The following is a 24,121-nucleotide window of genomic DNA, read 5'->3' as shown; positions in this document are numbered from 1 at the left end:
CTATTCATCCACACCCGTTGTTGAGGATTGTCATGTCTGACGGCGTATCCCCCGCCACCGCCGCAACCCCCCGCCGGCACAGGAGGAGACGGGGCCATCCGGTGCACCGCGGTGTGCAGCATCAGATCCGCGCCGCGGTCTTACCGCCACGGCTGGTGGACGGCGCGCTACTCGGCTCCGCCGCCCTGGCCTGGTGGACGGCGCCCGTCCCGGCCGGGAGCATCCTTGGCGCGATGGCCTGCGGTCTCGGCGTGAGTGGCCTGGTCGCTTGGGGCCGTACGAGGACGGCGTCCCGGGCCGTCCAGCACCACTTCGACGACCAGTTGGCGGGCGTGCAGGGCGCTATCGCCGACGTGGAGAAGGCCACGCAGGCGGCGGTCGATGCGCTGCTGCGCGGGGAGGGGATCCCCTCCCCGGTCGTGTTCGTGCCGGCGGTGGGCGATGACCCGTCCACGGCTGAGGTGAAGCGGCTGCTGGGCGAACTTCAGGAGCGGGTGGTGTGCTCGCTGGCCGAGGTGCATGCCAGTCGGCAGTCGGCGGTACTGCTGGAGGTCCTGCGCCGCCTGGCGCAGCGTGAACATGCGCTGGTGGAGAAGGCGCTGGCCGCGCTGTCGGATCTGGAGGGCGCCACCGACGACGCCGAACTCCTGCACCGCATCTACCAGTTGGACCATCTGGTGACCCGGATCCGGCGGCAGGTGGAAAGCACGGGCGTGCTGGGAGGTCAGTCGCTGCGGGCCACGAGGCGGCCGGTGTCGGTGTCGGTGGTGCTGCGCGGCGCGGTCTCGGAGGTGGTGGCCTACCCTCGCGTCGACGTGGTGGCCGGCCAGCTGGGTACTGCGATCGGGCTGGCGCAGCAGGTGGGGCCGGACCTGTCGCACCTGCTGGCCGAGCTGATCGAGAACGGCTGCCGGTTCTCCGCCCCAGAGACGCGGGTGATGGTGCGGGCGCAGCCGGTGCCGGTGGGGCTGGCCATCGAGGTGGAGGACCGCGCCCTGCGCATGCAGCCCCCGGTCCGCGCCCAGCTCAACCAGCTGCTCGCCGCGCCGGACACGATCGACGTCAGCGACCAGGTACGCCGCGGCCACTTCGGCCTGCTCACCGCAGCCAAGATCGCACAACGGCACGGCCTGACCGTCACCCTGTCCGAAAACGTCCTCGGCGGCACCACCGCCCTGGTCGTCATCCCCCGCCGCCTCCTCATCCCCATCCAGCCCGACGACGCCGAAGACCTGGCAGCCCCCAACGCACCCGCCCCCATGCCCCAGGCCGTGTCAGGGCCCGCCCGGGTTCCCGCCCCACGGTTTGCCGACTCCGCCCCGGCTGCGGCTGGGGGTCCGACCGGGCTGCCGCAGCGGAAGAAGGGGGGCGGGCTTCCGCCTCCAAGTGCGGCCGCGGCGGCGCCCACCGGGGCTGCCACAGCGGGGCTGGCGGGTGCCTTCCGCAGCGCCTACCGCGCCGCCAGCCTCACCACCCCCGCACCGCCGCACCAGCCTCCGGCATCCCACTAACCCCTCCCCCATCCCCCTCTTTTTGGAGTTCTACGCATGCTTCCGCACAGCGATCCTGTATCCACTTCTGACGGCACCGGGGAGCACCGGGAGTCGATGGCCTGGCTGTTGCGCGAGTTCGTGAACGAGGTTGCCGGTGCCACCCATGCGGTGCTGGCCTCGCGTGACGGCGTCGCCTTACTGGACAGCGACATCGACAAAGACTGGGCCGATGAACTGGCGGCGGCCGTGTGCGGGCTGGCGTCCCTGGGCGGCAGCATCACCGGGCCAAGGCACGAGAAATGCATGCCGCGGCAGATCATCATCGAGCGACCGGATTCGCTGATCTTCATTCAGTTCGCCGGCCGCAGCACCGCGTTCGGCAGCCACAACGGTATCGGGCAGCAGTTCGTGGACACCGTGCTGTGCGTGGTGACCACCCCTGAGGCCGACGCCGGCACTGTGGGCTTCGAGATGGGGCGCCTGGTCACAGCGTTCGAACCCCACATGCTGACCGCGGCCCGTACCCGTCCGGCCGACACCACACGATGACCCCGCCCGCGCGGCGCCTGTCGGTGGCGGCCGATCCGGAGACTGCGGCGTTCGTCAGACCGTATGCACTCACCCGGGGCCGCACCCGGCCGCAATACCGGCTGCGCCTGGAGTCGGTGATGCACCCCGGCACCGGACGCCCAGGTCCCGGGCTGCCGGAGGAGTGCGGGCGGATCACGGCCCTGTGCCGCACGCGGCCGCGATCGGTCGCCGAACTGGCCGGCACCCTGGGCTGCGGCCTGACTCCCGCCAAGATCCTCATCAGCGACCTCCTGGCCACCCACGTCCTCGTGCCGGGCGCCGCGAGCGCCGCGTCTGATCCTGACCAAGCCCTGCTCCTGCGGCTGCGCGCCGCCCTGACGATGAAGTGGCTCGATGAATAGTCCAACCTGCCGCGCTGACGGTCCCACGGCTCACGGGCACGCCGAGACCGGCGCAGGCCGCACCGTGTTCAAGGTGGTGATCGCGGGTGGGTTCGGGGCCGGGAAGACCACCGCGGTCGGTGCCATCAGCGACATTCCGCCGCTGACCACCGAGGAACGCCTCACCGAGGCGAGCGTGCCGGTCGACCGCCTCGATCACGTGGCGTCCAAGACGACCACGACGGTGGCGTTCGATTTCGGCCGTGTCGGCTTCACCGACCCCAATCCTTTTGAGCTGCTGCTGTTCGGCACGCCCGGCCAACAGCGGTTCTCCCACCTCTGGTACGACGTCTGCAGCGCAGCAGTAGGCGCCGTCGTCCTCATCGACACCCGCCGCCTGGAGGACAGTTTCCTGGCGGTGTCGTTCTTCGAACAGATCCGACTGCCGTTCATCATCGCGATCAACCCGTTCGACGGCGCAACCCTGTTCCCTCACGAGGATGTCCGCCAGGCCCTCGACATCGCCCCCACCATCCCGATGGTGCGCTGCGACGCCCGCGAGGCCACCCAGGTCGCCGCCGCACTGGTCACCCTCGTCGACCACGCCCTTTCCCGCCTCACCACCCCAGCCCCCTTGGACATCTGATGACCCACCAGCACCCCTATATGCGCTCCCCCGCTGCCGCCGGCCATACCAGTGCACGCCCGCTGTCCTCCCCTAAGGAGTCGATCATGGCGCCGCCCGGCATGCTGCCCCACCAACCGGCCTCGATCAGCGCCGCCACGGCCCAGCTGATCGCCGTGGAGCAGGCGCGACAGGAGGTGATCGCACACTTCGGCATCACCCCCGGCCCCGACGATCACATGGACCGTCTCGCGCGGGAAATGGCCGAACGGACCGGGCTCGCCTACGGCTTCGTCAACATCTTCTGGCCCCAGCAGACGTTCATCGGCCTGCATCAGCCGTCCCCGGACAGCGGGCTGATCCCGGTGGGCCGCAGCATGAGCCGCCGCCACGGCTGGTGCCCGGAAGTCATCGCCCGCCAGAGAGCCCTGCCGCTACCCGACGTCTACGCCAGCCCCCGCTTCGCCGGCAACCACGTAACCGACGCCCTCGGCATCCGCGCGTACTTCGGCGCGCCCCTCATCGACACGGACACTGGAGTCGCGTGGGGGACGGTGTGCGTCATCGACCCCGAACCCCGCCCCCTGGCCCAGGCCCAGCACCTCCTCGACATCGTCAAGGACACCGGCACCACGGTGGTGCAGACCCTGACCGCCACAGCGCCAGCCCGCTGATCCCGTTCCAGCCGCAGCCGTCATGTGAGCCTTCAGGGAGAGGGACCCGCCCATGTCCATGCCCGCCCCACCCCACAGCCTCGACAGGTTCCTCACGCCTGCCCACAACGCACTCTGGGAAGCCGTCGACGACTTCGCCACCCGAGAGATCCAGCCTCGGGTGGAGCGCATGGAAAGTGCGCAGCGGGTGGACCGGAAGATCGCCCGGCTGTGGGCCGGTCGCCGCTGGTTCGGCGTCACCGTGCCCGAGGCGTTCGGCGGCATGGCCGCCGGACACGTCGCCAAGACGATCTTGATCCATCGTCTCGCCCGTGTCTCCGGAGCGGTCGCCGCGATCCTCCAAGCCAGCCTGATCCCCGTTGCCGCTCTGCTGTACTACGGCACCGACGCGCAGCACGCCGCGCTGCTGCCGAGCGTGGCCGACGGCAGTGTGCTGATGTCGATCGCTGTGACCGAGCCGGACCAGGGCGGCCACATCGGCGGCATGACAACCGCAGCCGAGTGGGACGGGCGAGCCTGGGTGCTCACCGGGGTCAAGGCCCATGTCGGCAACAGCCACATCGCGGATCTGCACGTCGTCGTCGCCCGCACCTCCCGCACCGGCACGCGCACCTCGCGCGCCTTGACGGCGTTCCTCGTCCAGGGCGATCAGCGTGGGGTGAACAGCGTGCGGCACAGCGCCAAGCTGGGACTGCGCGGCTTCAGCTACGGTCAGATCACCTTCGACCGGGTGCGTATCTCCCCCAATGACGTACTGGGGGATGTCGGCCAAGGCTTCGAAGTCGCCCAGTCCAGCAGCATCCTGTACGGCCGGCCCAACCTCACCGCACTCTCCCTCGGGTTGCACGAGAGGGCCGTCTCCCTGACTGCCCAGTACGTCAGCCAGCGCCCCCGCTACCAGGGCAAGCTCGCTGACCTCGGCGTCATACAGGATCGGCTCGGCCAGATGTCCGCCCGGCTGCTCATGGCCAGGATCCTGGCGTATCACGCGGTCGACATGCTTGATCGTGGCCTGCCATGCGATGACGAGCTCCTTGCGGCCAAGGCCCTTGGCCACGATCTCGCCTCCGAGACAGGCAACGACGCCATGCAGCTGCACGCCGCCAACGGCTTGGACGTGGACTTCCCCATTCAGCGCGTCTGGCGGGACATGCAGAGCACCTACGCACCCGCCGGGACCGGTGAGGTCCAGCGCCGGCGCCTCGCCGAGAACCTCCTCCAGCAGGAGGACGAGACCGGTGCGCGCACCCCGTGGTCCGTGTTGCATGCCGGGCGCTTCCAGCCCCCCATCGTCGACCAGCCAGTCGGCGTCTAGGAACTCCCGCGCACGCTCACCCCCGTGTGTCCGCAGGACCGTGCGCGGGTCCAACGTCTCACGCTCGGCACCCCCCGTGGCCGAGCGTGAGACACCGGCCCGGCGCGGGGAAGACGGTGCGGCTTCTCCTCCCCTATGAAGACGCCGCCTCCGCCCCCGCGCCGGGCGCCACCACCATCCCGCCGACCGCACAGGGAATGCCCCGTGACAGCCGTCCTGCCCGCCTTCGTCCCTCAGTTACTCAACCAGAGCAAAGACCCCACGGAGATTCCTCAGATCGACCCTTCGCACGCTGAAGGCTGGCTCAGCATGCTCGCGTCGAGGATCCTCAGCGTCCTCGACACGGGCACCTACCGGGCAGACGGCTCGTTCCTCGCCCACGGCTACGCGCATCTTCCCGTCGGGCTGCCGGACGGCCCCCTGACCTACCTTCGGGTGACGACACAGTCCGGCCTGGCGCCCTGGCCGGTACGCGCCACCTCCGTGGTCCTGACGCTCTCCGGCTCACTCGAGCTGGAGATGTACCAGGAGATGGACGACTCCCTCGCCCAATGGCCGTGCTACGCAAGCCTCTTCGGACCAGAAGAGGTGTTCGCCGTGCACGCGGAAACACTCTGCGCCACCCGAAGCAGCGCCGACGCCCTGCACCTGCTGGCCGTGGCGCCTGCTGCGAAGCCTGGTGGTTCGCCACTCACCCCCGACGAATACTCCCGCGCCGCGCACCGGGCACGCGCAGTCCTCGAAGGCGTCTCACTGGCCAGTACGGCAAGGAGGCGTCCCTGAAGACCGCAGACTCCTGGCTGCCGCAGGTCCCGTGTCTGGACACGACCGACCTGGACTACGTGCAGCACGTCATGCGCAGCATTCCTGACCGGCTGGCCACGGACCGGAACCTGCTCACCACGCTCGTCGACGAGGTCGTGCATCATCCCGCCCGCCTGGCAGCGAGCCGTGTCACGCTCCTGCTGAACCGGCTGTCGCTGTGGGAGGCCCCCGACCACAGCTTCGAAATCCGCCTCCATATGAACCCGCGGCCCGAGAACCAACTCGTACCGCACAACCACTGCTACGCGTTCGCCACACACATCCTGACGGGCGGCTACGTCCACGTAGTCCGGCGCCGCACCGACGGCTGGCAGGGCCCGTTCACCGGCGCCGACCTCCAGCCGGCCATCGTGACGATCGAACGCCCCGGTAGCTCGTACGCGCTCGATCACTTGATGGTGCACCAGGCCGCGATGGCGCCCGACACCGCCGTACCCGGCAACCAGCCCGAACAGTCGCGCTCCGCCACCGTCGACGAGTACCTGACGATGCGCCGCTACCTGCGACCGTAGCCGCCCGCCTGCGACGCGAAAGGCTACGGCGAACACCCCGAACGACACGAGGAGTTTCCGGTGGCCGACGTACTGACGACCGCTCACCCGACAAGAAAAACAAGGCCTTCGGTCCGCTGTGGACCGGCTGGGCCGGTGAAGACCGCACCGCCCTGCACACCCTCACCCTCGCCACCCTCCCCCGGGGGTGCACGCACGATGACCTGGAGAAACCATGCGGCAGTTATCGCTGATACAGGCGCCGACACCACTCGCACGCTCGACGCCCTGTGCAGGCCACGCTTACGGCCTCCCAACACTGGGCTGGAGGCCCCATCCCCCATGCTGCCTCCACCGACCAAGAGAGCGCTTCACTCACCCACCAGCCCATTGACCCTCGGCGCACGGACGCCGAGCGCGGCGGCCTCAAGGTCACCGGCCACTCCTGGCGGGCCGACGCCAACAGCGACGTGAAACGCGGCGGCAAGTCACTGGCCGCACGGTGGGCAATACCCGCAGCGGAGTGAATCAGATACTCCGGGTGATGGCCCGGCCAGCGGCGTCCAGGCGCGGGGTGATGTGCGCCGCGGTGGCGTCGAGCAGTCGCAGGACGCGCTGAAGCCGGGTGGCTGCGAAAGCCGCGGTCCTGAGAACGACGGCGCGACGCGCGGGTCGGTCGCCAACTCCGACGGCTGCCAGCAGGGTTGAGTCACTCCGAGTCATTCTCAGAACTCCAGGGCAGATCACCTGTCCCGGGCCCGGGAACCCGGGCGGCCGCCGGGCTGTACGAGTAGAACCCCGGCCCACCCGCGGCTCGCGGCTTGATCAACTCGCCAAGTGTCGCAGCGACCCTGGAATTCGCCTCACGGTGGAGCCTTCGGCGTTCTCCGGGAGACAGACACCACACAGGAGGATGCCATGCCGGCCCACCGCGCTCTGACCGCCAAACAGGAGAGAGAGGTCCGCGCCCTCTACGCCCATGGCCTCAGCTCGACCGAGTTAGCCGAGCGGTACAGCGTCACGCACAAGACAATCCTCAAGGCCATCCCACAGAACGAGCGCCGGACGTCGGGCGGAAGCACCCTGCGGAAGGACCTGCCGATGGACGAGATCGTGCCCCGGTACGAAAGCGGCGAGAGTAGTGCAGCCGTCCTGGCCGACGAGTACGGGGTCAGCGCGACCACTCTGAAGAGAAGGTTGCAGGACGCGGGCGCCATGAGCCCCCTCGCCCGGATCAGCACCCCTCAAGGGATCCGCGCCCTGGCCCAGGAGTACGACAACGGGGCGACACTCGACAGTCTCTCTGCGCGCTACGGGCCGTCTCGACTCAAGATAAAGCGGCTTCTGGAAGAGAACGGAGTGACGATCCGGCGGCGTGGCTCCAGGAGCGGCCGCAGCCGCTGACAGGGGTCGGCTGTGACGGAACAGGTGAACCGTTCCGGGTTTGATCGAGGCTCTAGGTCGTGACTGTGGCCTGGGGTTTCATGGTTTCGCGGTAGTACTTGGTCTCGTATTCGGCGGGTGGGATGTGCCCTATTTCACCGTGGAGTCGGCGGTGGCAGTACCAGTCGACCCATTCGGCGGTGGCCAGCTCGACTTGGGAAAGCGTCTTCCAGGGTCGACGGGGCTTGATCAACTCAGTCTTGAACAGCCCGATCGTCGACTCCATCAGGGCATTGACGTAGGCATCGCCGACTGATCCGATGGATGCGGCGATGCCTGCCCGGTCGAGGTGCTCGGCGAGCGCGAACAATGTGTACTGCGACCCGGCATCCGAGTGGTGTATCAATTCGCCTTTCCGGTAAGGGTGTTGCTCTCGGTCGCGCTGTCACAGGGCCATGTCGAGGGCGTCCAGGACGAGCCGGGTCTCCTTCGAGGTGGCTGCTGACCAGCCGACGATGCGGCGGGAGAAGGTGTCCACGACGAAGGCGATGTAGACGACGCCGGCGAATGTGGTGACGTGGGTGAAGTCGGCGACCCAGCAGCGGTTCGGGGCGGAGGCGACGAAGTCGCGGTCCACGAGGTCCGGGGCCCGTTCCGCGCTCTCGTCGGGGACGGTGGTGATCACCTTCTTGCCGCGGACCGCTCCGGTGATGCCGAGTTCACGCATGAGGCGTTCGACCGTGCAGCGGGCCACCGTGACGTCCTGGCGGTTCAGGTGCCGCCAGATCTTCCGGGCTCCGTAGACACGGTAGTTGGCCTCGTACGCCTCGGTGATCAACGTCTTGAGCTCGGCGTCGCGGACGGTGCGGGCCGCGGGTGCGGCCTGGCGTTTATGGTGGGCGTAGTAGGTGGACGGTGCGATCTTGCAGTCGTGGTCGGTGAGGACCCGGCAGATCGGCTCGACGCCGCCGAAGCGGTCCTTGTGCTCGTCGATAAACGCTACGAGCGCGTGTGTGGCCGGTCGAGCTCGGCCGCGAAGAATGACGCCGCGGCCTTGAGGATGTCGTTGGCCCGTTTCAGCTCGGCGTTCTCCTTCTTCAGCCGCTTCAGCTCGGCCGACTCCTCGCTCGTCGTGCCCGCACGGGTCCCGGCGTCGATCTGGTCCTGGCGGACCCACTTGCGCAGCGTCTCGGTCGTGCCGATGCCCAGCTTCTGGGCGACCGCCTTCATCGCGGCCCACTCGGTGTCGTACTCCGGCCGCACCTCGGCGACCATGCGCACCGCACGACGGCGCAGCTCAAGCGGGTACTTCCGAACCCGGAACGGTTCAGTTGTGTTGCAGACGTGGCCGCAACAACCGTAGCTGCTGCCATGCTGAGCACCATGCCCGAAGACCAGCTCTCAGCCGACCCGGACGATGCGGCCGACAAGGCCGCAGCCGACGACGACATCATCGCCCCCCGCATCGCGCCCGGCTGGCAGCCGACGGCCGGCGAGTACCGGCTCACCACCGAATAGTGGTCAGGCGGCAGCCGCGTGCCGCACCGCCGTCTTCACCGCCATCTCCAGCTCGACACGCTGCATACCCGAGTCCCCGATCACGTGCCTCAGCCCGTCCGGGAGGGCCGGGACGGATCCGAAGGTGCGACCGCTGGCGCCAGTTCAGGCCCGTCCCTCCGCACGCCGTCCAGCGGCTACATTTCCCCGCAATGACCGCTGTTCCTGAACCCGAAGCCTCGACGCGCCGTCAGCCCCGCGAGAGCGCCATGGTCAGCACCGCTACCGCGCCCAACGCCGCCCAACCCGCGGTCGCGCCCGCCAGACGCAGGCCGCTCAGGGCGGGTTGGTCGCCCCGGGAAGCGGCGCTGCGGGACAACAACGGGCGAGGTTCCGACCAGTAGTACGCCGGGAAGCCGAACCCGAACACGAGCGAGGCCAACAGCCAGTAGCCCGCGCTCGGCGACCGCAAGTCACGCCTGAGCACCATGCCCGCGAGCGCGACGGCACAACAGACCGCGACCGGCCAGGCGAAGTAGGGCATGACCCGCCAGTACAGAACGGGAACGAGGAGGTCCAGGACGCCCAAGGCGTCCAATCGGGCACCTTCCTCGAACGTCACACCATCGGCCTGCTCACCCAGCTGCTCCCTGATGTCCGCAGCGAACTGCTCGGCCTCCGGCAAGAGCGGACTGACCTTGTAGTGGTAAGTGAACTCGTAGTCCTGCAGATACCCGGCCGACCAGAAGACCCGTACCTCGCCGACATCCGAGCTGACCACCTGCACCACGGACACGTCCCCCTCTCGCGCGTCCCGCAACAGCTCCGGCACCCCCGCTCGCGCGGGGAACAGCAACGAGCACAAGCCCAGGTACCCGGCCGCCAGCACCACCACGGCCAGCACCCGGAAGACCCTGTCGGCCACTGCCAGGCGCTGCCCGTCCCCGGTCCACATACGGACTCGCGCCATCACACGCGTCTCAGAAATCATTCGTTCACCGTCACGGTCCAGTAGTAGATCTGTCGCAGTGTGCCCTGCTGCCACCCGTTCGCCCTGTCGGGCAGGACATGGGTCAGGGACTCGTAGCCGGTCTCGTTGTACGCAGCGAAGGCGACCGTGAAACTGCGGTTCCGCCGGTCCACGTTGATGACCTGGTGGACTTGATCGTAGGACCCCGTGTACGCCTCGGGCATTCCAGACCCCTTCTTACCACCGGTGAGCATGCCGAGGATGTCCTTGACGATGTTGGTTTTAGGGTCCTTGTAGGCAGACCGCTTTCCGAGTTGGTCAGGAGCGATGTCGTATCCCGCGGCCGAGATCCTCTTCTGGAGGTCCTTCAGGATCTTGGAGCTATGGCTGTTGCCGGCCATTTGCTGTGTGATCAGGCTGCCCGCACCGAAGGCGTAGGTGTCGCCCGTTCCGTTCAGCCAGTCGTTCACGATGTCGTTCATGTCCTTCGTCGAGCCGACGCCCATGAGGTCGGCGCAGGCCGCGGCGGGGCCAGAGGTGACGGATGCTCCCTCCTGGCACGGATTGGTGTTCCCGCCCAGGGCCATCACATATCTCTGCAGTTCGACGGCGAGGGCCTTGTACAGACCGCCCTTGAACTGGTTCTTCAGCGCTTGGAGTGCCTTCAGGCAGGCCGCATCGCATCCACCGCTCTGCACGTTGCTACTGCCGCTATCGCTGCTTTCGCCACTGCCACCGAGGCTGTTGTCGCTGGGGCCGCATTCGGTCCAACCACCGCTGCATTGTGTTCCGTCGGAGTTCAGCCTGATCAGTCCGGACGGGTCGGAGTAGTTGATGGGGTCGTTGCCGCTGTAGCTGTACGCAGAGAGGTTCTGTGGGTCGTGCGGGGTGCTGAGGGGGTCGGGGCTGAGGAAGCGGCCGAGTTCGGGGTCGTAGGCGCGGGCGCCGAGGAGGGACAGGCCGGTGCTGGTGTCTTCGGTTTTGCTAAGGAAGCCGTTGTCGGTGCCGGTGGGCAGAGTGCCGTTGCGTTCGTCGCCGAAGGGGGTGTAGCGGCGGCGGGTGGTGGCGCCGGTGGTGGTGTCGACGGCGAGTTGGGTGGAGGCCTGGGTGTCACCCATGAGGTAGGTGACCTTGCCGTTGGTGGCGGTGGCGCCTTGGGTGGTGCGCATGGCCACTGTCGTGGCGCCACTGGTGTAGTAGCGGGTTGCCGTCACGGTTTCGCCGTCGTCGGTGGTGCGTAGCTCCATGCCGCCGATGGACGCCACGTTTTCATCGGGGGTAGTGCGGACCAGGAGGTTACCGTCGGCGGCGTAAGCGTAGCGGGTCAGTTCGCTACCGTCGGACGTGGTGGCCTTGGCTGTGGCTAGCTGGCCAAGTTTGGTCCAGGTGTAGTCGGTGGTCTTGCCAGGGGCGATGCGCTGGGTCATCTGGCCGGCGTTGTCGTAGGTGAGGTTCTCGGTCGCGGTGGTGGTGCCCGCGCTGATGGTGTTGATCTTGCGGACGGCGTGCGGACGGGCGGCGTTGTCAGTCCAGGTACCGGCATCGTCGTAGCCGGGGTAGAGGTAGTCGCGAGTGGTGGCACTACCGGCGGCGTCGGTGTCGGTGACGGACTGCAGGTTGCCCATGCGGTCGTAGTTGTAGTCCGTCTCGTAGGGGTCCTGGCCAGTGAAGTCGGAGGCGGTATATGTGGAGCAGCCTCCGACCTCGGAGCGGGTGTAGGAGGTGATCAGGCGGGCCTGGTCGTCGTAGCGGAAGCACTGCGACTGTGCGGTCTGGCCGGTCGCTTGTTCCCGTAGGTTGAGGATCTTGCCGTCACGGTCGTGGGTGTACAGGTCCTGCTGTTTCTCGGTCGTGATCAGACCGGAGTTGACGGTGGTGGTGATGCCCCGCAGCCACCGTGTGCCGCCTGCGTAGTAGTAGCTGTAGCTGCGCTGAGCGGTGACATCGCTGGTACCGGACGGGCCGTAGGTGCGGTCGGTCAGCAGACCGTAAAGGAGACGACCGTCGTGCTGCCGGGCAGGGGGTAGTTGTAATTGCTGGTGACGGTTGTGGTGCGGCCGTTGGCGTCATAGGCGGTGTCGCTGCGGCCCGCGTCCGGGTCGACGGTTCGGGTGCGCTGGCCGGCCCAGTCGTACGTGTGGCTCGTGATGTTGCCGCGCGAGTCGGTGATCTTTGAGAGGGCACCCTTGGCCGTGTAGTCGTAGAGCGTGATGAAGCTGGAGGCGCCGTTGTACGGCTTGGCGGCGGCCGGGGTGACGGTGGTGTAGTCGCCGTGATAGGCGGTCAACACCTTGCCTTCGTTGGACGCACGGCTGGTGGTGCCGTCACTCCACAGGATCTGCGACATGGTGGTGCGGCCGGCCCAGTCCAGGGTCAGGTCGGTGTAGGACGGCAGATCCTCCACCTTCGGACTGACCGGCCCCCCGGAGCCCGCGGTGCCCTGGTTACGGAAGAGCGCCGAAGTACCGGTGACATTGCCGGAGGTGTCGTAGCGGGTGACGGCCACCTGTCGGTTCGCCACTCCCTCACCGTCCGGGATCGGAGCCTGCGTCTCCCGGGCGCGGCCTAGGCCGTCGGTATAGGCATAGGAGGACAGGTAGGTGGTGCCGGACTGCAAGGTGTGGCTGGCTACCCGAGGAAAGCCGTCGACCGAGTCCGGGACACCGCTGCTGGAGGTGGGGATGCTGTAGCTGTACTTCAGCGAGGGCGAGGTGCCGCCGGTCTCGGTCGGTTTCCACACCTCGGTGGGACGGCCCGCAGCATCCAGGGTGACCTTGGTGGTCTGCCCGTTGGCGTCCTTGGTCTGATACGGCACGCCCCAGAAGCGCGATGTCCACACGGTGGAGGTGAGGGCCGGGCGCAGGTCGGTAACGGCGTTGCCGGGCTTGGGAGTCGTGGTGGTGACACCGTCGACGGGCCAGGTGTTGGCCGGGCTGAAGGTGGTCGTGGTGCGGTTGCGGTCAGCGTCCTCGGCCCAGATCAACCGGCCCGCGTCGTCATAGCCGAACCGCGCCTTGACGAAGTCGGTTGCGCTGGCACTTGCGTGGGTGCGGGTCTCGGTTCGATTGGCGTCGACCGGCTTGTTGCCCGCCACGTCGGCGGCGTTGTCGAAGAGGGTGACGGTGTACCCGTCCTGGTTGCCGCTCGCGCGGTCGGCGCAGCCAGCCGCATAGTGGCGTGTCTCATCCTCCAGGACGGTCCAGCGCTGGATGCTGGAGCCGTCGTACAACTCGTCGTTGTAGGCACGGCCATACGTGGTGCAGCGGTTGTCCGCAACGCCGGCTTCACCCTGGTCGTCGGTGCGCAGCGCCAGGCCGTAGGTACCCGAGGCGGGTTCGGCGGAGTCGTATTCGTTCTGGACGACGCGGGTACGCCAGCCGGTGGAGATCTTGGTGAGGGTGGTGGTCTCGTCCTCGCGGACGAAACGGGCGTCGGGCAGGCCCTCATACTGGGCGGTGTTGTGGTCCCAGTAGTGGTGGAAAACCCGCTGCTGGGAGCTGCCGGTGTCGTCGCGCTTCGAGGTTTCGATGGTCTTGCCCTGGAGCCAGGGCGAGTCGGTGTAGGCGGTGCCCTCACCGTCATAGACCTTCACGGATCTGGTGTCGGAGGTGTCCTTGGAGGTGCGGTCGCCGTCCAGGCCGCGGTAGAGCCAGTGGAAGGTCGAGTGCTTCACGACGCCGGTACCGGAGGTGACCTCGACGCGCTGGTAGCCGCGCCAGTCCGACCACGTCTCGTCCGCATCCGCAGTGAGGGGGTCGTTGGGGAAGCGCCAGCCGGCGCCGCCCTGGTAGTCGTAGGTGGTGGTCATCTCCGGAGCGCCGTCCTGGCTCTCGGTCACCGTCGGATCGACGACCACCTTCGTGACCAGGAACTTCTTGAACCAGCCGGACTTCGCGGTGGTCTCGCCCTCGGGCGTCCACTTCTGCCAGAAACAGTCCTTCGTGTTCGACGCCTGCGTGGGCAGATCATCGATACTGCAGGCGTTGGGTGAACCGTAGGAAACGGTCGTGGTCGCGCCCAGGTCACCGTGGATGGTGTTCACGCGACGGAAGTTCAGCTCGGTGGAACCGACCTTGTTGTCCAGGTCGACACCGTTGAAGTTGATCACCGGCAGGACGATGTCCGTTCCGTTGCCGTAGGTCTTGCGCTGGACGTAGTCCAGCCACAGCGTCTTGCCGACCGTGCCGTCCGGGTTGGGAAGGGCGTGCTTGGTCTGGTATTGCTGCACCAGATCCCAGCCGTTCATGCTCGTGTTGAGGGCGAACGTCTTGATGTCCCACAGCATGTCCTTGCTGAAGAACGTCGGATAGTACGTCTTGCCTGCGCAGTTGTAGTCCGCCGACGTACCGTCACACATCAGGTCGATCGGGACGTCGGGGTAGGAGCCCGGGGTGCTCTTGATCGAGGGGCAGGCGTCCACCGTGTTGCGCAGCGGGTCGGTTTGCGTCATGCGCTCCACGCACCGGCCCACATGGGACAGTTCGACCTTGCCGGTCGGCTTGGAGCCGGTGATCTGGGCCGGCCAGCCGTACTCAATCGCCGTCAGGTAGCCGCCGGCAGTGTAGGAGCGGGCCTGGTCGACGTCGGCAACCGAGCGATAGTAGTTGGTCTCCTTGTCGTAGAAGTAGGCCGACTCCACCTCGTTCGCGTCGACCGTGCGGTCCAGGCTCCACCGCCAGGCTTGCGAACACGGCACCGGGAACTGGGCGTGGCACGGCTCGCCCGTGTTGTTGCCGACCACGGGGACCGTGAACACGGAGGCGGTGGCGGCGCTGGTGCGCTCGGAGCGGCCCCAGCCGAAGTAGTAGCGCTTGCCGTCCTGGGTAGAGATCACCCAGTACTCGTCGTCCGCACCGTGCCCACCGGTCAGGTGCTGCACCCGCCAGCCCGGGTCGTCCTGCAGGTGGTACCGGCCGGTGCCGGTCCCGTCTTGCACCAACGTGGAGGAGACACCGTTGAGGCTGATGACGTAGACCGCGCCGTCGGGCTCCTCGGCGGTGTTGGGCGAGTCCCAGCACAAGTCACCGATCGTGGACAGGCCGTCCTGGGTGCAGTTGCGGTAGCGCCGCTCGATGAAGCCGACGTTCAGGTCCCAGCCCATGCCGACCCAGGACGCCTGGTTGTTCGACGCCGAGGTCCGCCCGTCCACCGACTGCGAGTTGTACGACATGCCCAGCGAAGGAGCCTCCCCCATCGCCGGCGCGGGCAGGCTGACGGGCAAGTTGTAGGAGAACGCACCCGACCCGGTCGCCACCTCCCACGAACCGGTCGGCGACAGGGTGGAGGCGCGGTAGTCGCCCTTGTCCGACGACGACCCGGTGCCCAGCAAAAAGGCGGAGCCCGAGTCCGCGCCCAGTTGCGTGGACAGACCACTGTTATCGGGCTCGGCCGTCACCGTCGCCGTCAGCGTGCCCGCCGCGGTGTCGTTGTCGACGGGGACGAACTCACGCTCCGTGCAGCCCTCCGCCTCCGGGGTCTGCAACGCACACACCGGAACCTTCACCAGCCGCAGCCGGGAGGCGAAATCACCACCGAAGGCGTACTCGAAACCCGAGTAGTCGATCGCCACCTGCACCAGGCCCGGTGAGGGCACGCCGTCGGTGCGGGTCACCTGCACACCCAGCCCCACACCGCCGGCCGGAGCAATCTGCGCACGGTCCAGCACCCGCACATCCACCTGCTCCGGCGACACCAACTCCGCAGCCGGGTCAGCCGGATCGGCGGGGGCTTCGGGCGGGGAGGTGGGTTCACCGGATGCTGAATCTGACGGCTGTGCCGAAGCGTCCGTGCCCGGCTCGCTGGTGGCGGAAGCGGTGGCCTCCGGGTCCGCCGTCTCCGCCGCCGCGGCGTCCGCAGCGTCTGCGGTGGCAGTGTCTGACGGTGTGGGAGAGGTGTCGTCGGCGGCCAGCCTGGTGTCGGTCAGCTGGGCGCCAGTACCCTCCCCTTCGGGCGCAGGTGCGGGGGCCACCTCGACCACCTCGGCGACCTCGGTGCCCGCGTCCCCGGCCGTCTCGCTCGGGGTGACCGACGGCTGCGGGCTGACCGTACCCGGCTCCCCCGGCTCAGCTTGCGACAGATCAACCGTCGCCTCAGCCGCCTCGGGCCAGCTCGGCTCCGGCAGCGCCTTCCCCGTCTCCTCCGCCTGCTGCGCCGGAACCGTCCCCAGCGACTGCGAGGGCACCAACGGCGTGGAATCCTCCGCCGTCGCGGCCGCGGCAGGCGGCGTCACCACCGACGCCGTCGACAACAGACCGGCCAACACCGCGCCCGCCAACGACACGGACAACCAACGCGCACGCCGAGCAGCCACCCGAACCCCCCACACAACCCCCGCGCACCAAACGGCCAGGAGCCACGAACCGATGAACAACAAAAAGGGACTGGCCAGCGCCCAAGCAGAACCGGTCATGCTCCCCAGCACGAAGAACCCGGCTCAACCAGAAAGTTGATCAGTGAAGCAGGACAGTAACTCCCATGGACAACCTGCGAACAGAGGACCAAACGGACACACTCCACCCCCCTAAGTGACCTTTATCACAGCCTTATATTTGCAGGTCAGAGACCCTACAACGGGACCGAACCGGGCCTATCCGGCGAAAGAATCAAGCCCAACAGACACCAAGCAGCCAGCCCTTGACGGCCTTTCCGCGACGCGCCAGAAGTGCCGGGGGAGGCCGACGGTGAGGCCCGCCAGGAGCAGGCACTTGTTCCGCCGGTTGGGGCCGCTGCGGCTCATCGACCCCGAACGCGCCTACTGGCTCCGCGGGATCGAGGCCGCCACCCACTGGCTGCGCGAGACCGGCAACAGCGAACTGCGCGTGCCGTACACGTTCGTCTGCCCGGAGGACTGGGACAGTAATGCGGGGCATCCGCTGGGGGTCTGGGTCGCAGATCAACGGCGCTACTTCACGGCCGGGACCCTGGAAGCCAAGTGGGTCACCACGCTGGAAAACCTCAACATGGTCTGGTCCGTACACGCCTCCGCCTGGGACGCCGGCCTCGCGGTGGCCCGCGACTACGCCGCCGTACACGGCCACTGCCTGCCCGGCGCCTCCGTCGTGTGGGATTCGTACCCCTTGGGGGTCTACCTGAAGAACGTGAGGGCTGCGGCAAGGAAGACGCGTGAGAACGCCGCACGCCGCGCCAACGGCGAGACCGGCATCACGGCCGGGGAGCTGTCCGAGAGCCGCATGGAGGCACTCAACGAGATCGACCCCGGATGGGCGCCGGAGGCTCACCCTCGCGCACGTGCAGGCGGGCGGGGCGCTTCCGGCTGGGCCAGGGGATGTCGCCGTCCAGGGCGAGGACCTCGGGGTGTGGATCGCCGGGCAGACGGCAGGGTGGGACCGGCTCGTGCCCGTCCAGCAGTACCTGCTCGAGACCATCGGTGTGGACCTCGAGAGCGAGACCATGGCGGTGGTGCCGACGCGGCGTTCGCAGGGCGACCGGTGGGCGGCCAACCTCGCGGCCGCACGCCAGTTCCACGCCCGGGAAGGCCACTTGCAGCCGACGCGCAAGCACGTCGAGATCGTCGACGGCGAGGAGATCAGGCTCGGGTCCTTCCTGGACAACACCCGGCGCCGTGCAGCCAAGCTGCCAGCAGAACGGCGAGCGGACCTCGACGCCCTCGGCATGCGCTGGTAGAAGCCGAGCCCGTCGACCGAGCCCGTCGACCGAGCCCGTCGACCGATCCCTTGCCCCTGGGGAGCCTTCCTACTGCTGTTCCAACCATTCCACCAACTGGACGGTGGTCAGGGTGTCGGGGTGATCCTCACCCAGCACCCGCCGCCGCCGGAGCAACGTCTCCTCTCCCAGCGCCCGAGCCTCCCCCGTCTCCCCCAGCTCCGCCAGCCAGATGGCCAGGTTGTAGGCAGTGCGCAGGGTGTCAGGGTGGTCCTCACCCAGCACCCGCCGCTGCCGGGCCAACGTCTCCTCACCCAGCGCCCGAGCCTCCCCCAGCGCCGCCAGTCGGACGGCCAGGTTGGAGGCAGTGAGCAGCGTGTCGGGGTGGTCCTCGCCCAGGAGACGGCGCCGGCGCTGGAGGGTGTCCTCGTCCAGGGCGCGGGCCCGCTCAGGGTCCTGGGTGTCGCCGTGGGCCTGGGCGAGGTAGTGGGCGGTCCACAGGGTGTCCTCGTGGTCTGGGCCGAGTTGCGCAGACCAGGTGTCGTACAGCTGTTGGAGGCGGTCGCGGGCGGGGTGGGCCTGGCCCCGGTCCATCAGGTACCAGCAGGCGTCGCGGACCCCATTCCGTGCCGCCGTGGTGGTGAGGTGGGCCGGGTCCACCGCGAGGAGGTGGGGCAGGAGTACCCGCCAGGCAGGCCATATCGGGGGATCGCCGACGTCTCCGGGTGTGGCTGCGATCAGGAGGGCTTCGGCGTCCCGTTGGGCCTGCTGGTGTTGGTCGGGGGCGAGTTGGTCGGCCACGACGGCTTGGGTGAGGCGGTGGAGCTGGAGGGTGCCGTCGTGGGCGCGGGCGAGGCTGTGGCGGGTGAGGGCGTGCAGGGTGGGGCGGGCGGTCAGTGGGGTGGCCAGCGCGTGGGTGAGGGGTGTGGAGGCTTGGTCGGGGAGGTGGCCGGCGCAGGTGGTGACGGGGAAGGGTTCGGGAGCCAGCAGGGCCAGGGCGGACAGCAGGGCGGCGGCGTCCGGGTGGTCGGCTTGCAGGCGGCTGGTGGTGAGGTGGATCTGCGCGGCCAGCGAGACGGGATAGCCGTCGGGGCGGCCGTGGGCCAGGACCGCGGCCGTGCTCTTGGCCAGTTCGGCGTTCAGATCGGCGGCGGACAGGCCGTCGGCCAACAGGGCAGCACTCTGAGCGAGAGCGAGCGGCAGATCGTCCAGGCGCTGGGCCAGGTGGTCGGCGGCGGCCGCGTCCAGGACGGCGCCGTGGGCGTGGAGCAGGGCGACCGACTCGGCGCGGGGTCCGAGGTGGCCTTGAGTACCACCACCTCGGCCCGGCGCTCGAGCAGCCAGGCCATCAGCCGCCGGAGATCGGCTCCGGTCGTCGCGAACCGTTCGGTCTCCAGCGTCCACGTTCCGGGCCGCTTCGCGCACGGGGTCCGCACGCAGGCCAGAAGGAACTTCTTGCCCAAGTCCAGTCCCGCTGCCCGAAGATAGAGAACCTCGTCCTTCACATCTTGTCTGGCCATCGATGGGTCCTTCCGCGCACGCTCGTTCCAGCGAGCGCCCGGAGGGATCAGGGAAGTCGCTGAGTCTGACACACGCGCTCCCGGCCGCCGGAAGGCGGACATGGCGCAAACCGAAGTCCCGTAACAGATCCCCATCGCCATCCTGTTGGGCGAGCTGACCGGCATCACAGAATCTTCGGCTTACCGGGCGCCCGGCCCCATTTTCCTCTCCCCGAGGAGGCCAGCGCAGCTGGCCTGGCGAACCTGTTGGTGATGTTGTCCGGGGCGCTGACGGTGGGGCCGTCGGATAGTTCGCTGGAGGAGTGCGGGGTGGCCTCGGATTTTGGGGTGTGGGGCAGTGTCGTTACGGCCGAGGAGTGTCCAACGGATTCCGGTGAGGACTGTGAGAACAGCGCGGGCGGCGTGCCCGAAGGGCACTCCGGCGATGCTGGGACGAGTGGGACACAAGCGCAGAGCCCGCTTCGTAGAGGGCGGAACCACTCCCCCTTGCCTAGGCTTGCGCAAACGTGAGCGCGGCGCTGGCACTTCTATCAGTCGGCAGTGCCGCGACGAGAAGCCCGAGGTGAGAGATGGCCTCGGCAAGGGTCCCAGCAAGTGCGGGCCGCTTCCCAAGCGCATACCTGACTTGCCATCATGGGACGACCCGAGTGGGGGTTGGAATGCGGCGGGCTGATGGATGGGGTTTGATCGCGGCATCAGCGGTGTTGGGCGGAGCGTCTGCAGGGGTGTCGACGCTTTGGCTGGCGGGCGCCTGGGCCTCGGGGATTGGGGCGGTCGGGGCGGTGTTGGCGGGAGTGTGGTCGGCGCTTGGCATCGCTCAGCGGGAGAGGGCTCAACAAGAAGCGGCTTGTGTGCCACGGCTGTTGCGGCTGGATGCCCGGAACCGTCTTCCCCGGGTGCGCAGTTGCACCGACCCGTTGTCCATGGGCGTCCATCCGGCTGAACAGGAAGCGAGCAACATCTCGTGTCCGCGGGTGCCTGCCTACGTTCCACGGGACACGGACGGCGCCTTGGCTCGTGCGCTGACTGATGGGCGATTCGTCGTGCTAGTCGGAGAGTCCACAGCGGGCAAGAGCCGAGCGGCTTTCGAAGCCGCGCACACATCCCTGCCCAACTCGTTCCTTGTAGAGCCGGTCGGCCGCCACGCCGTCGCTGCTGCCATCGACGCTGTGGCCACGGCTTCAGGACCGTGCCTTCTGTGGCTGGACGATTTGGAACGCTTTCTTGGCACAGGCGGCCTTACCCGCCACGACCTGACGCGCCTGCTCGATGCGTCTCGGCATGGCCATCGTGTCCTGGCTACGATGCGTGCTGAGGAGTACGCGCGCTTCACCCGTCCTGACCACATCGGCCCTGACCAACTCGGCGCGGAAACCCGCCGTGTCGGAGAAGAAGTGCTTCGCCTGGCCACCCGGATCGAGCTACCCCGTGCCTGGTCATCGGCGGAACTCGCGCGCGCCGGGAATCACAACAGCGATCCACGGATCGAAGCCGCCCTCGCACATGCCGACCGCTTCGGCGTAGCCGAGTACCTCGCGGCTGGTCCGCGCCTTCTCGATGACTGGCAGCACGCATGGGCGCCCGGCACCCACCCCCACGCTGCGGCCCTTGTCGCCGGAGCAGTTCTGGCCCGCCGTACAGGTATCCACCGTCCGCTGCCCTTGACCGTGCTTGACCATCTCGCCCGCCCGTACCTGGCTGAGCGAGGCGGCCATTTACTGCGTCCCGAGCCCCTGGCCGAAGCGCTTGCCTGGGCAGTCACGCCACTGCACGCCACCAGCAGTCTGCTCCTTCCCGCGGGTGACACTGGCTACCTGGCGTTCGACTACCTCATCGACGCTCTGCCCAAGCGCGTACCCCCGCCGGAAGCTGTCGATACCCTCGTTGCCTTCGCCACCCAAGACGAGGTGATCGACCTCGCAGACGCAACGTGGGGCTGGTATCTGTTAGACCAGGCCGAAGCCGCCTTCCGCCGCGCACTGGACCACCCCGACCCTGATCGCCGCGACTACGCCCTGAGCATGCTGTCCTACGTGCTTGAGGACCGGCACGGGGGCGCATCAGCTCTGCGTTTCGCTTCCGAGGAAGCACGAGAGCGTTCCTTGCGACTTGGTCCGGAACACCCAGACACCCTGAAGGCCACGATGCTGGTCGCCTGGCACACCCATCACAACGGCGACACGCGTGCTGCCAGCCTACTGGCAGAGCGGATACTGACGATAGCCAGACGCGTCTGTGGGGATTCCTCCCTTCCCGTACTGAAAATCCGCCGGGACCTCGCCTGTTTCCGGGAAGGCCTTGACCCGGCCTCTGCGGCAGAGGACTTCCGGCGACTCGCGGCCGACTACTCAGAATTCGCGGGGCCGGCCCACCCCTGGACGCTCAAATGCCGGGCTGCGCACGCTGAGGCTCTTGAAAAATCAGGGGACAGCGAGACGGCGCGCGAAGTGTTGCATGGCCTTCTCAACGACCCCGACATCCTGGCGGAAAGCCAACTGCGTCAACACATCCAGGCGAGGAAGGCGGATCGCGCATCCCGAGCCGGTGATTTCACGACGGCTATTTCTCTCTGGCGGGAATTACTCTCGGAGGCCGAGCAGGCTCACGGCCTATCCCGTGGACAGTGCCTCTACCTCCGTTCGGAATTGGCCAGCTGCATCGGCCGCGGAGGCGACCCGGAAGCAGCGGTGCGCCTTCTGCAGGAGGTTGTCGATGAGCGTACACGTATCAACACCGAGTGGGACTCCGACGCCATCAGATTCCACCGCCGTCTGGCGACCTGGACCGGAATGTCCGGCCATCCCGCCGATGCCCTCTGTCAACTCCGCGAACTTGCTGGGATCAGCAGCCGCGTAAGGGGTGCAGCAGATCCCATCACATTGAACTGCCGTAGCCGCGCAGCGCATTGGACCGCGGTCATGGGTGACATCTCTGACGCCATTGAACAGTTTGAATCGGTCCTGACCGACTTCGAAGTCTCCATGGGACCGGCGCACGAACTCACGGCTGAGTGCCGCGAGCATCTGGATCACTGGCGAACTGTGGTGCATTGAGAGGGCATTTGATATAGAGGGGGATCCTTAGGGCGTGCAGATCTTTAACTCGTCTTTTTGGCCTTGGTCTTGGCGGAGTCGGGAGCGATGAACGTCGCGACGTCTGCTGGTGTCCGGAGGCGGGCGGTAGAGGTGCTGATGAGGTGGCTTTGTGCCTCAAGGAGCGGGCGGACTTCATGTCGCGCGCGGCTGATGGTCATGGCGGTGACCCCGAAGAGCTGGCCGAGGAGGTCCATGGTGGCGAGTTTGCGCAGGTGGAGCACGGTGACCAGGATCCTGTCCGCTGGAGTGAGCTTGGCTTTGGCGCCTGCGCCGGGGGCGACCATGCGCTCGTGACCGCGACGCGTGCGGAGCACGTGCTCGCGTTGAGCCTCCAGCTCGGGAGTCAGTGCGTCGATGAGCTCGCAGAGCTGTTGGCGGGGCATCCCGGTCAGCTCGGGGTCCTGCAGCGAATGCCGCGTGAGGCAGGGCGGACTGCTCGCCGGGGCCTGGTCTGACGTGCTGTCGGTCGTCGCCGCGTCCATCGGATGCTGGGGGTGGAGGGTGTAGTTCCAGTCGCCGTGGAAGCGGTGGCGTGTGATCGGAAGGGCGGCGATCTCGTCGTCGGTGACCTGGATGCCGGTGGGATAGAAGTTGGTGTCGAGTTCGGCATGCACTCTCAGGCCGGTCTTGGTGGTGGTCGCCGCGATGCCCTCAACGATGACTTCGTGGCTGGTCAGGGGCCTGCCCCGCCAGTTCATGGTGATGTGGGAGAACAGCCGGTGCTCGATCCGGTTCCACTTCGACGTGCCGGGAGGCAGGTGGCAGACGGTGATCGTCAGTCCGGCCTCGGCGGCGAACCGGGCGAGCTCGGTCTTCCAGGTGCGGGTGCGGTAGCCGTTGGAGCCGCCCGCGTCGGCGGTGATCAGCAACCGGCCGGCCGTGGGATAGGCGGCCCGCCCGGCTCCGTTCCACCAGCGTCGGATCGACTCGACGGCGAACGTGGCGGTGTCGTGGTCGGTGCCCACGTTGACCCAGCCGGTGTTCGCGGCGACGTCGTAGATGCCGTAGGGCACTGCTCTGCCCAGCTCGCGATCGGGGAAGTCGTGGGTGTCGACCCGTACCGGCTCGCCTCGCGGCTCCCATTCACGGCCGTTGTTCTTGAACGGGCCGACCAGCTCCTTCTTCTTCGTGTCCACACTGATCACCGGCGCCCCGCCGTCCTGGTGGGCGCGGGCCTGTTCGTTGAGGTAGTGGAACTGCGCGTCCCGGTCGGGATGCTGCTTGCCCTCCAGAGTCTTGGCGTTGCTCTGCAGGCTGAAGCCCTCCTCGCGCAGGAGGTCACCCACCGTGTCCGCACAGATCCGGTGACCCTGCCGGGTCAGTTCCTCGGCAAGCTTGCGGGTGGACTTGGTGGTCCAGCGCAGCGGCGACATGGGATCTCCGCGGACGTCGGGCTCGACCAGTGCGAGAAGCGCTGTGCGGACGGCCGGGTTCAGGTCGGCGACGCGTTTGCGGCCGGCGCCCGGCCGGCGGATGCGCCCCAACGGGGCCTCTCCGGAGGCGAGTTCGCGTATTCCGGCAGACACTCTGGCCTCACGGACACCGGCGGCACGGGCAACCGCTCTGATCCCGCCGCGGCCGAGAGACCGGGCCTCCGCCCCTATCACCAGGCGACGCTGCCGCTCGTCCAGGTGCGGCAGAATCGCCTCGAACTTGGCTGCCAGCATGGCCCGTTGCTCTTCCAACCCACTCATGCCGC

Annotated in this window: 18 protein-coding genes and 2 pseudogenes; 13 read left to right on the top strand and 7 right to left on the bottom strand. The window is 67.9% G+C overall.

The features are described from left to right. Nucleotides 1-113: 113 nt before the first annotated feature. From OHU89_RS51610 to OHU89_RS51570, 9 genes are all read left to right on the top strand, one after another. The gene (locus OHU89_RS51610; RefSeq protein ID WP_405653908.1) at nucleotides 114-1,511 is read left to right on the top strand and encodes an ATP-binding protein; all 1,398 of its coding nucleotides are present in this window, start codon (nucleotides 114-116) and stop codon (nucleotides 1,509-1,511) included. Nucleotides 1,512-1,547: 36 nt separating this feature from the next. Then, nucleotides 1,548-2,042 carry a roadblock/LC7 domain-containing protein gene (locus OHU89_RS51605; protein ID WP_405653906.1) on the top strand — a complete coding sequence of 165 codons (495 nt, stop codon included), beginning with the start codon at nucleotides 1,548-1,550 and terminating at the stop codon, nucleotides 2,040-2,042. Then, the gene (locus OHU89_RS51600; protein WP_405653904.1) at nucleotides 2,039-2,425 is read left to right on the top strand and encodes a DUF742 domain-containing protein; all 387 of its coding nucleotides are present in this window, start codon (nucleotides 2,039-2,041) and stop codon (nucleotides 2,423-2,425) included. Before OHU89_RS51605 ends, OHU89_RS51600 begins: the two co-directional genes overlap by 4 nt. Before the next feature lie 76 nt (nucleotides 2,426-2,501). Next, complete coding sequence (locus OHU89_RS51595) at nucleotides 2,502-3,050, top strand: GTP-binding protein (protein WP_405655062.1); 549 nt, start codon at nucleotides 2,502-2,504, stop codon at nucleotides 3,048-3,050. Between the two features lie 86 nt (nucleotides 3,051-3,136). Further along, on the top strand, nucleotides 3,137-3,703 hold the full coding sequence (locus OHU89_RS51590) for a GAF domain-containing protein (protein WP_405653902.1): 567 nt from the start codon (nucleotides 3,137-3,139) through the stop codon (nucleotides 3,701-3,703). Nucleotides 3,704-3,755: 52 nt separating this feature from the next. Beyond that, a complete protein-coding gene (locus OHU89_RS51585) occupies nucleotides 3,756-5,018 on the top strand; it encodes an acyl-CoA dehydrogenase family protein (RefSeq protein ID WP_405653900.1) in 1,263 nt (420 codons plus the stop codon). A gap of 309 nt (nucleotides 5,019-5,327) precedes the next feature. Then, nucleotides 5,328-5,801: a hypothetical protein gene (locus OHU89_RS51580; protein WP_405653897.1), complete on the top strand. Its 474-nt coding sequence runs from the start codon at nucleotides 5,328-5,330 to the stop codon at nucleotides 5,799-5,801. 71 nt (nucleotides 5,802-5,872) lie between these two features. Then, on the top strand, nucleotides 5,873-6,355 hold the full coding sequence (locus tag OHU89_RS51575; protein ID WP_405653895.1) for a hypothetical protein: 483 nt from the start codon (nucleotides 5,873-5,875) through the stop codon (nucleotides 6,353-6,355). An 897-nt stretch (nucleotides 6,356-7,252) separates the two neighbouring features. Continuing rightward, nucleotides 7,253-7,738 carry a hypothetical protein gene (locus tag OHU89_RS51570; protein ID WP_405653893.1) on the top strand — a complete coding sequence of 162 codons (486 nt, stop codon included), beginning with the start codon at nucleotides 7,253-7,255 and terminating at the stop codon, nucleotides 7,736-7,738. Between the two features lie 52 nt (nucleotides 7,739-7,790). Here the strand turns inward: OHU89_RS51570 and OHU89_RS51565 are convergent. Then, a pseudogene (locus tag OHU89_RS51565) lies at nucleotides 7,791-8,992 on the bottom strand (IS3 family transposase). A 108-nt stretch (nucleotides 8,993-9,100) separates the two neighbouring features. Between OHU89_RS51565 and OHU89_RS51560 the strand changes: the two are divergent. After that, nucleotides 9,101-9,235 carry a hypothetical protein gene (locus OHU89_RS51560; protein WP_405653890.1) on the top strand — a complete coding sequence of 45 codons (135 nt, stop codon included), beginning with the start codon at nucleotides 9,101-9,103 and terminating at the stop codon, nucleotides 9,233-9,235. Between the two features lie 229 nt (nucleotides 9,236-9,464). On the opposite strand, the gene OHU89_RS51555 is transcribed toward OHU89_RS51560, so the two are convergent. The 3 genes from OHU89_RS51555 to OHU89_RS51545 form a co-directional block, all read right to left on the bottom strand. Continuing rightward, nucleotides 9,465-10,205, bottom strand: a complete 741-nt coding sequence (locus tag OHU89_RS51555; protein ID WP_405653888.1) for a hypothetical protein — start codon at nucleotides 10,203-10,205, stop codon at nucleotides 9,465-9,467. Continuing rightward, nucleotides 10,202-11,809, bottom strand: coding sequence for an RHS repeat-associated core domain-containing protein (locus OHU89_RS51550; protein ID WP_405653886.1), 1,608 nt, complete (start codon nucleotides 11,807-11,809; stop codon nucleotides 10,202-10,204). Before OHU89_RS51550 ends, OHU89_RS51555 begins: the two co-directional genes overlap by 4 nt. 353 nt (nucleotides 11,810-12,162) lie before the next feature. Next, nucleotides 12,163-16,494 carry a hypothetical protein gene (locus OHU89_RS51545; RefSeq protein WP_405653885.1) on the bottom strand — a complete coding sequence of 1,444 codons (4,332 nt, stop codon included), beginning with the start codon at nucleotides 16,492-16,494 and terminating at the stop codon, nucleotides 12,163-12,165. Between the two features lie 214 nt (nucleotides 16,495-16,708). Here OHU89_RS51545 and OHU89_RS51540 point away from each other — a divergent pair. Both OHU89_RS51540 and OHU89_RS51535 read left to right on the top strand, forming a co-directional pair. After that, nucleotides 16,709-17,338: pseudogene (locus OHU89_RS51540) on the top strand (helicase associated domain-containing protein); the annotation flags it as partial. A 94-nt stretch (nucleotides 17,339-17,432) separates the two neighbouring features. Further along, nucleotides 17,433-17,828, top strand: a complete 396-nt coding sequence (locus OHU89_RS51535; protein ID WP_405653883.1) for a helicase associated domain-containing protein — start codon at nucleotides 17,433-17,435, stop codon at nucleotides 17,826-17,828. 69 nt (nucleotides 17,829-17,897) lie between these two features. Here OHU89_RS51535 and OHU89_RS51530 read toward each other — a convergent pair whose 3' ends face one another. Together OHU89_RS51530 and OHU89_RS51525 are read right to left on the bottom strand one after the other, a co-directional pair. Further along, nucleotides 17,898-18,977 carry a tetratricopeptide repeat protein gene (locus tag OHU89_RS51530; RefSeq protein ID WP_405653881.1) on the bottom strand — a complete coding sequence of 360 codons (1,080 nt, stop codon included), beginning with the start codon at nucleotides 18,975-18,977 and terminating at the stop codon, nucleotides 17,898-17,900. After that, entirely contained in the window at nucleotides 18,947-19,327 is a 381-nt protein-coding gene (locus tag OHU89_RS51525) for a hypothetical protein (RefSeq protein ID WP_405653879.1), read from the bottom strand. Before OHU89_RS51525 ends, OHU89_RS51530 begins: the two co-directional genes overlap by 31 nt. An 851-nt stretch (nucleotides 19,328-20,178) precedes the next feature. On the opposite strand from OHU89_RS51525, the gene OHU89_RS51520 reads away from it, so the two are divergent. Beyond that, nucleotides 20,179-22,380, top strand: coding sequence for a hypothetical protein (locus OHU89_RS51520; protein WP_405653877.1), 2,202 nt, complete (start codon nucleotides 20,179-20,181; stop codon nucleotides 22,378-22,380). Nucleotides 22,381-22,424: 44 nt separating this feature from the next. Here OHU89_RS51520 and OHU89_RS51515 read toward each other — a convergent pair whose 3' ends face one another. Then, nucleotides 22,425-24,116 carry an ISAzo13 family transposase gene (locus tag OHU89_RS51515; RefSeq protein ID WP_405653875.1) on the bottom strand — a complete coding sequence of 564 codons (1,692 nt, stop codon included), beginning with the start codon at nucleotides 24,114-24,116 and terminating at the stop codon, nucleotides 22,425-22,427. Nucleotides 24,117-24,121: the final 5 nt, after the last annotated feature.

This window comes from Streptomyces sp. NBC_00019 (assembly GCF_045041015.1).
Taxonomy (GTDB): domain Bacteria; phylum Actinomycetota; class Actinomycetes; order Streptomycetales; family Streptomycetaceae; genus Streptomyces.
This window is presented reverse-complemented; position numbering and strand designations above follow the sequence as displayed.